Below are 12,823 nucleotides of genomic sequence, written 5' to 3'. Positions count from 1 at the left end.
AGGCCTCGGCTCGGCCGGAACCGTCTGAAGTATTAGGAAAGATTCCTAACAGACTGACCGGAACGACAGTAGGGCTGTCCTCGGGTCAGACGCAAGCCCCCTACTGGGAAAGGGAGTTACCGCTTCCACGCATGCCCGGTGCGGCGGTGCGCGCCGCCCGGCCGCCTGCTACCCCGCCCTGGCGTCGAGCGCCGTCCGCGCCTCCGCACGGCAGGCCTCGGCCCGGTCCGGGTGTCCCGCGGCCTCCAGGGTGGTGGCCAGCTCGGTGAAGGCGGTGGCGATCCCGTGCGGGTCGCCGAGCCGCAGCCGGAGCGCCAGTGCCTGTTCGCCGGACTCGATGGCCTCCCGCCACCGCGCCAGGGCCCGGTGGGCGGTGGCGGCGTCGAGCAGGGCGAACGCCTCCCGGTACACATTGCCCTGCCCGCCTGCCAGGGCACGGCTGCGCTCGTGGCATTCCACGGCCTCGGCAGGACGGCCCTGTCCGCAGCGGATCAGGCCCAGGATGTTGTACGTGGCGGCTGCGAGCTCGGGCGTCCCGCCGGCCTCATGGAGGGCCAGCCCCTCCTCGCACGCCCGCTCGGCCCGGTCCAGGGCGCCCAGGCGCAGGTGCAGCAGGGCCAGGTTGTCCAGGGCGATGGCGGTGTCGGTGGGCCGGCCGGCGGTGCGGTGGAGCGCGAGGGCCCGTTCCAGGCAGGCGCCGGACTCGGCGTGCTCGCCGCGTTCCAGGTGGACCAGTCCCAGGTTGTTGAGCACCCGGGCCTCACCGCGGGTGTCCCCCGCCGCGGTGAACAGGGCGGCCGAGGCGTGGAGTTCTTCCACGGCCTCGTCGAGGAGGTGACGGGCGGCGGCCAGCGTGCCGAGTTCCAGTCGGCCCGTCGCCTCGGCGAGCGGGTCGGGACCGGCTTCGGCACGCGCGAGCCGTACGGTCTCCCGCGCCAGCTGCTCCCAGTCCCGCCAGTGGCCACGCCGCTGGAGGAACCCTCTTATCCGGGTGGTGAGTTCGGCCAGGACGCCGGGTGGAATCGCTCCGGCGGCGGCGCCCTGGAGTGCCGCTCCGAGGACGGTGCCGCGCGCCTCCTCCAGCCAGGCCAGCGCCTGCTCCGCCGTCTCGAAGTGGTGCTCCGCATAGCGGGTTTCGGGGCCCTGATATCCGGTTCCCGCGCTGTGACCGGGGCGGAGCAGCAGGTCGGCGGCGTGGACGGCGGCCAGGTGACTGCGGGTGAGCCGGCCCAGCATCGCGGTCAGGGCGGAGGCCCGGGCCGCGCCGCCGCCCAGGCCGCGGCCGAAGACCCTGAGCAGGTCGTGGAACCGGTAGCGGTGACGCTCGGCACGGCCGCGCGGACCAGGGTCGGACGGCCCCCGGTCCGGCAGGAAGACCTCAAGGAGGTGGGCGTCCGTCAGCGTCTCCAGGTGTTCTTCCGCACGGTGGTCGGCCACGCCCAGGGCGGCCGCGGCGTCGGACACGCCGATGTCCGGAGCGGCGATGAGGCTCAACAGCCGGAAGGCGGAGGCGGCTTCGGCGTCTGCGAGGCTCTCGTAACCGACCCGGAGACTGCTCACCACCGCCAGGTCCCCCGCCGCCAGCTCGGCCAGACGCCGCTCCTCGTCCCGCAGCCTGCGGGCCATCACGCCGAAGGCGCCCGGCGGCCGTCCGGCGACCCGCGCCGCGACCACCCGCAGGGCCAGAGGATGCCCGGAACACACCTGAAGGATCTCGTCCACACTGTCGGCCTCGCCGTCGACCGGGTCGGCACCGACCGCCTGGCGGAGCATCCCGCGCGCCTCCTGGGTGGCGAGGGCCCCCAGCCGCAGCACGGTCCTGGTGGACAGGTCGGTCAGCCGGGACCTGCTGGTCACCAGGACCAGGCAGTCCCCGGAGGCAGGCAGCAGCGGCCGCACCTGCGCGGCGCGCCGGGCGTCGTCGAGCAGCAGGAGCAGTCGTCGACCGGCGGTGACGGTGCGGTACAGGGCAACGCGGCGATCCAGGCCGGCCGGGATCCGATCACCGGGGACGCCGAGGTCCTCGAGGAAGCGGCCGAGGAGGTCCTCCGGCCGGACGGGACGCTCGCGGTCGCCGTCGAGCCGCGCGTACAGGTGCCCGTCCGGGTAGCGGGAGCCGAGTTGATGCGCGGCGTGTACGGCGAGGGTGGTCTTGCCGATCCCGCCGGGGCCGTTGATGACGGCGATGCGCGGGACGGTGCCGCTCGCGGAGGCCGCCCCCGGGCTCCGGGCCGCCTGCCGGGCGGTGGCGCGGGCCGCGGTTCTTCTGATCTCGACGAGTTCGCGTCGCCTGCCCACGAAGTCCGCCGTGTCGGGCGGGAGTTGCTAGGTCACCACCCGCACCGTCACCGGCGCGTCCGCACGCGCGGGCCGCAGCCCGGGGTCGGCTTCCAGAATGCGCCGTTGCAGGTCGCGCAGTTCGTGTCCCGGTTCGACACCGGCCTGCTCCACCAGGGTGCGCCAGGTGTCCTGGAAGACGGCGAGGGCCTCCGCCTGGCGGTCGGCCCGGTGGAGCGCGAGCATCAGCAGGGCGCGGATGCGCTCCCGGAAGGGGTGCGCCGCGGCCAGCGAGGACAGTTCGGGCACCGTCTCGTCGTGCCGCCCCTGGTCGAGGAGCAGTGCGAGCCGCTCCTCCTGGGCGGCGAGCCGCAGTTCCTCCAGCCGGCACCGCTGCCGCTCGGCGTGCGGGCCGACGACACCCTCCAGTGCCCGCCCGCGCCACAGCGCGAGCCCGCGCTCCAGCTCCCGCGCGCATCCGTCGAGATCGCCCTCGGCCCGCCGTCTCCGGGCCGCGTGCCGGCTCTCCTCGAACTCGCGTGCGTCCAGGTGCCCGGGCGCGGCCGGCAGGGCGTACGAGTCGCCGCGCGACAGCAGCACGGTGGCTCTGGAACGGTGCGCGCGGCCCGGCTCCAGAGCCTTGCGGAGCCGGGCCACGTACGTGACCACCAGCTGGGGCGCCGTGGCGGGCGCGGAACCTCCCCAGACGCCCCGCACGATGTCCCGGCGGGCCACGTAGGTCCCGTCGGCGCAGAGCAGCATGGCGAGCACCGCACGCTGCTTCGCCGGACCCGTGTCGACCTCCCCCGAACCTTCGAACACCCTTACAGGTCCCAGTAATTCGTAGCGGAGCGACAACGTGCGCGTCCCACCCCTTCGCATCCCGTGCGTGGCAGATGAGCGTTCAGGGTAGGACCCGCGAGGACGTGAGGGAATGGTGCGTTCCGTGTGGTGAGACGCGCGCCTCAGACGCGCTGCCAGAGGGCGGGGGTGTTCGGCGGCTCCCAGGTGGTCTGGGAGGTGTGCGCCTGGAGGCAGGAGTAGAGCAGCCCGGCGTAGGTCACCCGGTCGCCCACGCGGTACGCGACACCGGGCGCCCAGGCGGGCGCCTGGGTGGACGTCGACGTGGGGGTCGGGCTCGGGGTCGGGCTGGGGGACGAGGTCGCCGTGGACGTCGGGGTCGGTGACGGAGAGGCGCCGCCGCTCTTGCGATAGAGATGGATGTTCTTGATGTACACCTCCGAGTACGGGGACATGCCGGCGCGGCCGTAGATCCCGCACTTGAAGTAGTGCGTGTTGTCGCCGTGGTCGTTGGAGGTGTTCTTCAACTGGCCGTTGACGTAGACGTAGACCTTGCCCGCGCCGGCGTCGTGCACGACGTTGAGGCGGATCCACCGGTCGTACACCGGGGAGTGGATCGGTGTCGTGCCGTAGCGGTTGATGCTGTCGGTGTTCATCGCCAGAGCCATGAACGCCGTGGCGGAGGTGGCGCCGCCGAAGACCTGCTGGACGCAGACGTTGTGCGCTCCCGAGGTGATCTTCATGTCGCACTCGAACTGCGCCGAACCCGAGGTGTACTCGTCGAGGAAGCGAAGCTCGCTGCGTGGCCCGGAGTCCTGACCGGGGAAGGTGCTGGGATCGGTGTCGTAGAGCCAGAAGCGGTGCAGGCCGGTGCTGTCGACGGTGTGCCGGGTCATGTTGGGCGGCTGGTGGACCTTGTAGCCGCCGCCGACCTCGCTCCAGCCCGAGCCGATCGCCGCGGCGTGCGCGGGCCGTGCCGTCCAGAGACCGGCCGTCGCCAGGGCGGCGGTGGCGCCGGCGGCCGCGCCGCCGGCCAGGAACATGCGTCTGTCCATCGAAGTCCTCCTCGTACGCGGGTGAGCCACCGTCAGGGAGACGGTGCGGTGGAAGCCGGGCCCGGCCCGAGTGGGACGGCTCGGGGGGCGGGCCCGGCGGTCGTTAGCCGGTGAAGCCGGCCGTGATCCTCGTGAACTGCCAGTTGTCCTGGCTGATGCCGGAGCAGTTGGAGGTCACACCGCCGCCGGGGCACGGCCGGTCGCGGTTGACGGACCAGAAGGCGAGCCGCGCGATGTGGTTGGTGTTGGCCCAGTCCCGGATCTGGGTCCAGGTCGACGGCGAGGTCGTCTCCTGCTGGTCGGAGAGTCCGTTCATGCCGGAGATGCCGACGTGGGCGTACGCGGTGGCGTCGTCCCAGCCGAAGGTCGACTTCAGCTTGTTCTTGAGCCCGTTGGCGGCGTTGACCGTGTTGCCGTACATGTCGGCGCCGCCGTTGAAGTCGAAGGGCATGATGGTGAACACGTCGATGTTCGCGTTCAGGGCCTTGGACTGCTCGATGAGCCGGTTGCCCCAGTAGGTGGGTCCGGTGGTCGAGGTGCCGAAGGTGAGGATGGTCCGCAGGCCGGGGTTGTCGGCCTTGACCGTCTTCAGTGCGGTGAGGATCTTGTCCTGCACGGCGGCGTTCTCGAACTCGTCGGTGTTCTCGATGTCGACGTCGATGGACTTGAGCCCGTACGCGTCGATGACCTTCTGGTACGCGCCGGCGAGGTCGGCGGCGGTGGCGCAGTTCGGGCCGAGCTTGTTGCCCTGCCAGCCGCCGATCGACGGGACGATGTCACCGCCGGCGTTGCGGATCGCGTTGATGGTGGACTGGTCGGTGCCGCCGGTCAGCGGACGGTTGCCGTCCCAGGCCGGGTTGCAGCCGCCGGAGGAGAGGATGAAGGCCATGGTGAAGGTCTTGATCCCGGTCGCGCTCATCACCGAGGTCGCGCTCGGCGGCTCGCCCCAGCCGAGGTACAGGTAGGGCGCGGCCTGCTTGAAGCCGGTGCCGCCGCCTCCGCCGGTGTCGGTGGTGACGGAGACGCTGTTGGAGGAGCCGGACACGTTCCCGGCGGCGTCACGGGCCTTCACGGTGAAGCTGTACGTGGTGCTCGCGGACAGCCCGGACACGGTGGCGCCGGTCCCGGTGACCGTGGACACCTTGGTGGTACCGCGGTAGACGTCGTAACCGGTCACGCCCACGTTGTCGGTCGAGGCGTTCCAGGCCAGCGAGACACTGGAGGACGTCTTCCCGGTCGAGTTCAGACCCGTCGGCGCGCTCGGCGCCTGCGTGTCGGTGCCACCGCCCCCGCCACCGGGGCCGTCGAGGCTGATGTCGTCGGCGTAATAGGTGCCCTGGCCGTACCAGCCGTGCGTGTAGATCGTCGCGCTGGTCTGCGCCGAACCCGTGGTGAAGGAGAAGGTCAGCTGGGTGTACGAGGACGCCGACGGCGTCCAGGTCGACGAGCCGCCTTCCACACCCAGGTAGACGTAGTTGCCGCGGACCCAGCCCGACAACGTGTACGTGGTGTTCGGCTGGACGGAGACGGTCTGGCTGCACTTGGCGTTGTCGCTCGAATTCGCCGCGCCGGCAAGGGCCTTGGTCCCGCTGTGCACAGGGCTGGACACGATCGAGCCGAGGCCGCCGGTGCAGCTCCAGCCGGACAGGCTGCCGGACTCGAAGCCCGGGTTGGTCAGCAGGTTCGCGGCGTGCGCCGAGCCGGGGACGGCGACCACCGCCGCCGCGCCGAGCAGGGCCGCGCCCAGCGACGCCACCACACGATTACGGGTACGCACCGCACCTCCAGAGGAAGTCGGGGGGATGGGAAGGGGCCCGGCGCGCACGAACGCTCGGTGGCGTCGCGACCGGCCGGCCCGGAGTGCGCGCCCACACTGGCCTGGACCAATTCGTCGGTCAAGGCCGTGACATGGGGCGTGCTGCCGCCGCGCCACTCGTCGCCGAACGTCGGTTCATGCGCCCCGTACGGCGGCCGGGCCTGCCGTCGCACCGGCGATCCCCCTGGTGAGCACGGGATTCACGGTCTCCCGCCCGCCCCGCGTGCCACCCTGCGGCCACCGAGGCCGCGGCAGCCGAACGGAAGACACCGGTAGCGCGATTCCATTCGAATTCCATTCGTGCCCGGACGCGGGGTCCGCCGCACGGCGTTCCCTCAAGGGCGGCTGATCTGCCTCGATGTGACGCCGGAGCGTCGGGATCACACCGGAAACGCGCCCACGGCGCCGCGACCGACGCGCGGCCCCTGGGCCGTTCCTCGAGCGGAAGCGCGGCCGTCGGCACCGGAGCGCGTTGACCGGGACGGCCTCGCCGTCGTTCTCTGCGTCCGTCAACACGCGTCTCCCGACGCGTGGTTCGGACCGGAGAGTCCAGGAGGACGCATGCACCGCGCTCTGAAGCGCATAGGTCTGTGGGCCACCGCCCTGCTCGGCGCCGTGGTCTTCACGGCGTCAGGCATCGGGCCCGCCTTCGCCGCGATCCCGATCGGCGAGTCCCGTACGGGCAAGATGACCTGGTACGACGACACAGGCACCGGTGCCTGCGGCACCGCCATCAACGCCGCCGCCGAGGACCTGGTCGCGGTCTCGTACCAGTGGTGGACCGCCGCCAACCCGAACGACGACGACCTGTGCAAGGGCATCTCCGTGCAGGTCACCTACAACGGCAGGACGATCACGGTCCCGGTCAAGGACAAGTGCCCGTCGTGCGGTTCCGAGCACATCGACCTCAGCAAGACCGCCTTCCAGAAGCTGGCCGACCTCGACCTCGGTGTCGTCAGCGGTATCACCTGGAAGTTCGTCTCCACCGACGGTGGTGGCGGGGGCGGCGGCGGGGGCGGCGGGGGCGGCGGCTCGGCCTGCCCGGCCGCCTGTAGCTCGACCACGTCGTACGTCCCGGGTGACGTCGTCTCGTACGCGGGCCACAAGTACACCGCGACCTACTACTCCACCGGCGCGGTGCCGAACGACCCCAGCTCGTGGGCGGTGTGGCGCGACGACGGCGCCTGCTGATCCGGCCGGGCGCGGGCTTCCACGTCTCCTTCCGGGGTACTGGAAGCCCGCTGGGCACAGGACGCCACGGCTCCGAGGATCGAAAGGTCAGAGCTCGGCCGCCTCCTCCCGCGCGTCGAAGCCTTCGCGCGCGCGTTCGATGGCGGGCATGTTCTGCGCGGCCCACGCCAGCAGCACGTCGACGGGGTGCCGAAGAGTCTTGCCGAGGGGGGTGATCCGGTAGCTGACCGCCACGGGGCGGGTGGAGACGACCTCGCGCTCGATCACACCGTTGCGCTCGAGTCGCCGCAGTGTCGCGGTCAGCGACTTCTGCGTGACCCGGGGGATGGCCCGGCGCAGTTCGTTGAAGCGGCAGGGGCGTTCGCAGAGCTCGTTGAGAACGCTGAGCGACCACTTGTCGAGGATCTGGTCGAGCAGTTCGCGGTGTGGGGTGTCGATGCGGAGTTCGTCGTCGGTATCCATGGCGAAACCTGGTCTCGTTGAAGTGTCCTTCTCCTACTAAGTAGCTTACAGATACCTACCCAGGAGGAGAGAAGCCCATGACTGTTCAGTACCTGACCCCGGAAGGCATGCTGCAGCCGGTCCCCTACCACCACGTCGCCGTGGGCACCGGGACGAAGCACGTCCACGTCAGCGGCCAGGTCGCGCGCCGGGCCGACGGGACTCCGGTGGCGACCGGCGATCTGGCCGGGCAGGTCGCCCAAGCGCTGCGCAACACGGCGATCGGGCTGGCGGGCGCGGGGGCGTCGTTCGCAGACGTACTGCGCCTGACGTTCTACGTGACCCGGTGGAGCCCCGAGAGGATCGGCGACTTCATGGCCGGCGTGGAGGCCGTCGCCGATGAGATCGGTCTCCGGCTTCCCCTGCCGCCGGCCTCCCTCATCGGTGTCGACCACCTCTTCGAGCCGGACGTCCTCGTCGAGGTCGAGGCGACCGCACTCCTCGACTGACCCCTGCGCCCGCCGCCAAAGGGCCGGACCGATCGGCCACGCCGGCGGAATCGGCCCTCCGCCCCGACCGTGCGCAGGGCATGCCCGGCGCTCCTCGGTGCGGTAGCAGGATCATGGCCGGTCAGAGGCACTGCCTGAGCAGGGCGGCGAACTCGGCGTGTCGCGAGCCACGGACGACGAGTTCCAGGTCCGCCCGGTCGCAGTCGGCGAGCAGGGCGTGGACGCCTTCACCGAGGGACACGAGCGCCGCACGCAGCGGTTGACGGTACGTCAGGAGGTGGCGGCGCGACGGAAGTTCACCGGCGGTGCCGACCGGCCCGACGAGGTGTCCGGCGGTCGGCACCGCCGGCGCGCCGGGCGACAGTGGCCTCCGCCCGGGCGGATGTCAGGTGGTGGTCTCCGCCGGCAGCGCGGGCCGCACGAGGTCGTGCCCCGCCGCCTTCGGCAGGGCGATCACCATCGTCAGGCCGCCGCCCGGGGTGTCCTCGGCGGTGACGGTCCCGCCCATGGCCTCCACGAAACCGCGGGCGACCGCGAGCCCGAGGCCGACACCGGCGCCGCGCGGGGCGTCCCCGTAGCGCTGGAAGGGTTCGAAGATCGCTTCCTTGGCCTCGTCCGGGACTCCGGGTCCACGGTCCACGACGCGCAGTTCGACCCGGTCCTCTATGGCGCTCGCCGCGACGAGGACCGGGATGTTCTCGGGACAGTACTTGACGGCGTTCTCGACGACGTTGGCGACGGCCCGCTCAAGCAGGCCCCGGTCGACGGCGACCATGGGCAGCGTCTCGGGGATGTCCAGCTCGACGCTCTCCACCGGCACGCCGCCCAGAGCCATCGGCACGACCTCGTCCAGGTCCGTCTCGCGCAGCAGCGGCATGACCGTGCCCGTCTGCAGCCGGGAGCCGGTCCGTCCCCTCCTCGATGCCGGCGAGCAGCTCGGCCCGGTCCTCGTCGGACCATTCGACGTCCGGCGAGCGCAGCGAGGTCACCGAGGCCTTGATGCCGGCCAGGGGCGTACGCAGGTCGTGGCTGACGGCCGCCAGGAGCGCGGTGCGGATCTTGTTGCCCTCGGCGAGCTTGCGGGCCTCCGCGGCCTGACCGACGAGCCGCTGCCGGTCGAGGACGACCGCGGCCTGGGCTGCGAAGGCACCGAGGACACGCCGGTCCTCGGCGGGCAGGACCCGGCCGGTCAGGGCGAGCGCCAGGTGGTCGCCGACGGGCATGTCGACGTCCGCGTCCTCCGGGCGGCCCACGGGCCGTCCTCCGACGTACCCGGCGCACTTCCAGGGGTCGACCTCGCTCTCCCGCTCCAGCAGGGCCACCGATTCCATGGCGAAGGTCTCCCGTACCCGTTCGAGGATCGCTTCCAGGCTGGTCTCGCCGCGCAGCACACTGCCCGCGAGGAGGGACAGGGTCTCGGACTCCGCGCGCAGCCTCGCGGCCTGTTGCGTACGGCGGGCCGCGTGGCCGACGACCGAGGCCACGGAGACCGCGACGGCGAAGAAGACGAAGAAGGCGACGATGTTCTCGGGGTCGGCGATCGTCCAGGTGTGGACGGGTGGCGTGAAGTACCAGTTCAGCAGCAGTGAACTGACCGTGGCGGACGCCAGCGCCGGCCACATCCCGCCCAGGAGCGCGGCGGCGACGTTCACCGCCATGAACAGGAGCATCTCGTTCGCGAGCCCAGGACCGCCGTTCAACGACGTCAACGCCAGGGTGAGCAGCAGCGGGCCGGCCACGCCGACGAGCCAGCCCGCCACGGTGCGCGGCCCTCCGAGTCGGCTCCGCCGCGGCTTGGACAGGCCCCGGCCCCGGCCGACGGCGTCGTGGGTGACCATGTGGACGTCGAGGTCCGGACCCGACTCACGGGCGACGGTGGCGCTGACACCCGGGCCGAACGCGTACTGCCAGGAGCGGCGGCGGCTGACGCCGAGGACGATCTGGGTGGCGTTGACGCCGCGCGCGAAGGCGAGCAGCGCGGTGGGAATGTCGTCGCCTATGACGTGGTGGAAGGTGCCGCCGAGGTCTTCGACGAGGGTCCGCTGGACCGCCAGCTCCTTCGGCGAGGCCGAGGTGAGGCCGTCGCTGCGGGCGATGTACACGGCCAGGACCTCGCCGCCGGCACCCTTCTCGGCGAGCCGGGCCGCACGGCGGATGAGCTGGCGGCCCTCCGGGCCGCCGGTGAGGCCGACCACGATCCGCTCACGCGAACCCCAGATGGTGGAGACCTCGTGGTCGGTGCGGTACTGGTTCAGGTATTCGTCGACCCGGTCGGCGGTCCACAGCAGTGCCAGCTCGCGCAGCGCGGTCAGGTTGCCGGGCCGGAAGTAGTTCGACAGGGCCGCGTCGATCTTGTCGGGCTTGTAGATGTTGCCGTGGGCCATGCGTCTGCGCAGGGCCTCGGGAGACATGTCGACCAGCTCGATCTGGTCGGCCCGGCGGATCACCTCGTCGGGGACGGTCTCCTGCTGCCGTACCCCGGTGATCGACTCGACGACGTCGCCGAGGGACTCCAGGTGCTGGATGTTCGCCGTGGTGACGACGTCGATCCCGGCCGCGAGGAGCTCTTCGATGTCCTGCCAGCGCTTCGGATTGCGGCAGCCCGGCACATTGGTGTGCGGGAGTTCGTCGACGAGCGCCACGGCCGGCCTGCGGGCCAGGACGGCGTCGACGTCCATCTCCGCGAACGTGGCACCCCGGTACTCGATCGTGCGGCGCGGAATCTGCTCCAGGCCGTGCAGCATGACCTCGGTGCGGGGCCGGCTGTGGTGTTCCACGAAGGCGACGACGACATCCGTGCCGCGCTCGACGCGTCGATGTCCTTCGGAGAGCATGGCGTACGTCTTGCCGACGCCCGGTGCGGCGCCGAGGTAGATCCGGAGCTTGCCGCGTCCCATGTGCGTGATCTTTCTGGTCGACAACCGGCGCGTCGGAGGCTCAGCCTCCGAAGCGGTAGCCCGAGCCCGACCCGGGTTCTGTGGCGATGTAGCGCGGATGGGAGGGATCCCTCTCCAGTTTGCGCCGTAGCTGAGCGGACCTTCTCGGCCGCGAGGTCGATGGTGAAATCCGGCGTGGTGATGACGGCGTCCGCCGACTCGCCCGACGAGGACGGGCGGCCGCGGCGGACGGCGACACGTACGAGCGCGCCTGGAAGTCGATCGTGAGCGCTCTGACCAGCTGAGGGTCGTCCTCGACCACCAACACCCGGGTCATTCGGTAGGCCGCCTTCCTGCTGTCACCGTGCGGGCCGGGTTGACGAGAAGACCCCATGCCTGGCGTGAACCCGACCCTTCTTGACGACGTCCTTACGCGGCCATCACCTCTCTTGACGCGATCCATACGCCGGTGACCCCCTGGCCCTCCTCAAGCGGCTCGCCGGGGAGGGGCTGCGGCAGGCACTCGACGCCGCCGGGCCGGCCACCACCGACATCGAGGGACCGGCTGGAACACCCTGCGACACTGTGAGTAGGCGGACACCGCACTCGATCCGGTCACCGTGAGCGCCCCACAGGCCTGCGGGACGGGCGGAGAGCCGCCTGCTTGAGCCACGGGAGACGGCGATGAACGGCTCGGTGCGCATCGGACGACTGCTCGGCGTGCCGCTGCGCGTCCACTGGACCGTGCCGCTGCTCGTGGTCCTCTTCGGGTACGGCCTGGGAGCGCAGACACTTCCCGCCTGGCTGCCGGGCCGGTCGAACGCCGTGTACACGGTGGCCGGGCTGGTCGGAGCCCTGCTGCTCGTCGGGAGTCTGCTCGCTCATGAGGCCGCGCACGCGGTCATCGCCCGGAGGAAGGACATCCCCGTCCAGGACGTCACCCTCTGGGCGCTGGGCGGGATGACTCAGATGGGCAAGCCGCGTACGGCCGGCGCGGCCTTCCTGGTGGCCGTCGGCGGGCCGCTCACCAGCCTTGTCGTCGGCGGCGCGGCGCTCGGCGCGGGCGTCGGACTGAACGCGCTGTTCGGCTGGGACGTGCCGGCGGCGGTCCTGGTGTGGCTGGCGTGGGTGAACCTCCTGCTGGGAGTGTTCAACCTGCTGCCCGCCGCACCGCTCGACGGGGGCCGTGTCGTGCAGTCGGTGATCTGGTGGCGTACCGGAGACCGGGACCGGGCCGAGCGAGCAGCCGCGCGCAGTGGTCAGGTGCTCGGCTTCCTGCTGATCGCGGGCGGCTGGATCCTCGTCCTGCGCGGCGCCCCGGGCGGCCTGTGGTCGATGGTCATCGGCTTCTTCGTCCTGATCGTCGCCAACGCGGAACACCGCCAGGCGGGAACGGCGTCGGCCCTGCACGGGGTGCGAGCCGCCGACGCCATGTCGAGCCCGGTGGAGACCTGCCCCGACTGGCTCACCGTGGAACGCTGCGTCGACGACGTGGCGATGCGGGCCCGCCATTCCGCCCTGCCCCTGCTCGACTTCGCAGGCCGTCCCAGCGGCCTGCTCGACCTGTCGCGGCTCGCCAGGATCCCCGCGGCCCAGCGCACGACGTCGCGCGTACGTGACATCGCGTCCCCGCTCGCGCAGTGCACCACCTGCACGCCTGACGACCTCCTGGAAGAAGTCCTCGAAAGGGCCCGCCCGAGCAGGAGCGGCCTGCGGATCCTCGTCATCGAGGCCGGCCTCCTGGAAGGCATCATCACCGCACGTGACATCACCCGGCTCGTCCAGCGGCACTCACTCCGCGGCACGAGCAGCGGTACGGACACGGACACGGACACCTGAACGGAGAGCCCGTACGCC

Annotated in this window: 9 protein-coding genes and 1 pseudogene; 3 read left to right on the top strand and 7 right to left on the bottom strand. The window is 71.6% G+C overall.

What is annotated here, in order from left to right:
* Positions 1-168: 168 nt before the first annotated feature.
* The 4 genes from AB0M18_RS09150 to AB0M18_RS09135 all read right to left on the bottom strand — a co-directional run bounded on the left by AB0M18_RS09150 (position 169) and on the right by AB0M18_RS09135 (position 5,910).
* Positions 169-2,298 carry a tetratricopeptide repeat protein gene (locus tag AB0M18_RS09150; RefSeq protein WP_365756171.1) on the bottom strand — a complete coding sequence of 710 codons (2,130 nt, stop codon included), beginning with the start codon at positions 2,296-2,298 and terminating at the stop codon, positions 169-171.
* 27 nt (positions 2,299-2,325) lie between these two features.
* A complete protein-coding gene (locus AB0M18_RS09145) occupies positions 2,326-3,099 on the bottom strand; it encodes an AfsR/SARP family transcriptional regulator (protein ID WP_365756170.1) in 774 nt (257 codons plus the stop codon).
* A 143-nt stretch (positions 3,100-3,242) separates the two neighbouring features.
* Positions 3,243-4,133 (bottom strand): carbohydrate-binding protein, encoded by an 891-nt coding sequence (locus AB0M18_RS09140; protein WP_365756169.1) that lies wholly within the window; start codon positions 4,131-4,133, stop codon positions 3,243-3,245.
* 103 nt (positions 4,134-4,236) lie between these two features.
* A complete protein-coding gene (locus AB0M18_RS09135; protein WP_365756168.1) occupies positions 4,237-5,910 on the bottom strand; it encodes a carbohydrate binding domain-containing protein in 1,674 nt (557 codons plus the stop codon).
* 600 nt (positions 5,911-6,510) lie between these two features.
* Here AB0M18_RS09135 and AB0M18_RS09130 point away from each other — a divergent pair.
* On the top strand, positions 6,511-7,140 hold the full coding sequence (locus AB0M18_RS09130; RefSeq protein WP_365756167.1) for a cysteine/serine endopeptidase inhibitor: 630 nt from the start codon (positions 6,511-6,513) through the stop codon (positions 7,138-7,140).
* A gap of 87 nt (positions 7,141-7,227) precedes the next feature.
* On the opposite strand, the gene AB0M18_RS09125 is transcribed toward AB0M18_RS09130, so the two are convergent.
* Positions 7,228-7,602: a helix-turn-helix domain-containing protein gene (locus tag AB0M18_RS09125; RefSeq protein ID WP_365756166.1), complete on the bottom strand. Its 375-nt coding sequence runs from the start codon at positions 7,600-7,602 to the stop codon at positions 7,228-7,230.
* A 77-nt stretch (positions 7,603-7,679) separates the two neighbouring features.
* On the opposite strand from AB0M18_RS09125, the gene AB0M18_RS09120 reads away from it, so the two are divergent.
* Positions 7,680-8,090: a RidA family protein gene (locus AB0M18_RS09120; RefSeq protein ID WP_365756165.1), complete on the top strand. Its 411-nt coding sequence runs from the start codon at positions 7,680-7,682 to the stop codon at positions 8,088-8,090.
* Positions 8,091-8,211: 121 nt separating this feature from the next.
* Here AB0M18_RS09120 and AB0M18_RS09115 read toward each other — a convergent pair whose 3' ends face one another.
* Together AB0M18_RS09115 and AB0M18_RS09110 are read right to left on the bottom strand one after the other, a co-directional pair.
* Complete coding sequence (locus AB0M18_RS09115; RefSeq protein WP_365756164.1) at positions 8,212-8,433, bottom strand: hypothetical protein; 222 nt, start codon at positions 8,431-8,433, stop codon at positions 8,212-8,214.
* A 42-nt stretch (positions 8,434-8,475) separates the two neighbouring features.
* Positions 8,476-10,987, bottom strand: a pseudogene (locus AB0M18_RS09110) (sensor histidine kinase KdpD).
* A gap of 663 nt (positions 10,988-11,650) precedes the next feature.
* Here AB0M18_RS09110 and AB0M18_RS09105 point away from each other — a divergent pair.
* Positions 11,651-12,805 (top strand): site-2 protease family protein, encoded by a 1,155-nt coding sequence (locus AB0M18_RS09105; protein ID WP_365756163.1) that lies wholly within the window; start codon positions 11,651-11,653, stop codon positions 12,803-12,805.
* The last annotated feature ends 18 nt before the right edge of the window (positions 12,806-12,823 follow it).

Origin of the sequence: Streptomyces sp. NPDC051909, from assembly GCF_040681095.1 — a bacterium.
Lineage (GTDB): Bacteria > Actinomycetota > Actinomycetes > Streptomycetales > Streptomycetaceae > Streptomyces.
The sequence above is the reverse complement of the archived record's forward strand: the minus strand, read 5'-3'. Positions and strand labels throughout refer to the sequence as shown.

Bases quoted from the DNA above. Each gene is read 5' to 3' on its own strand.
- AB0M18_RS09125 (WP_365756166.1), bottom strand. From the start codon at position 7,602: ATGGATACCGACGACGAACTCCGCATCGACACCCCACACCGCGAACTG.
- AB0M18_RS09105 (WP_365756163.1), top strand. From the start codon at position 11,651: ATGAACGGCTCGGTGCGCATCGGACGACTGCTCGGCGTGCCGCTGCGC.
- AB0M18_RS09130 (WP_365756167.1), top strand. From the start codon at position 6,511: ATGCACCGCGCTCTGAAGCGCATAGGTCTGTGGGCCACCGCCCTGCTC.
- AB0M18_RS09140 (WP_365756169.1), bottom strand. From the start codon at position 4,133: ATGGACAGACGCATGTTCCTGGCCGGCGGCGCGGCCGCCGGCGCCACC.
- AB0M18_RS09120 (WP_365756165.1), top strand. From the start codon at position 7,680: ATGACTGTTCAGTACCTGACCCCGGAAGGCATGCTGCAGCCGGTCCCC.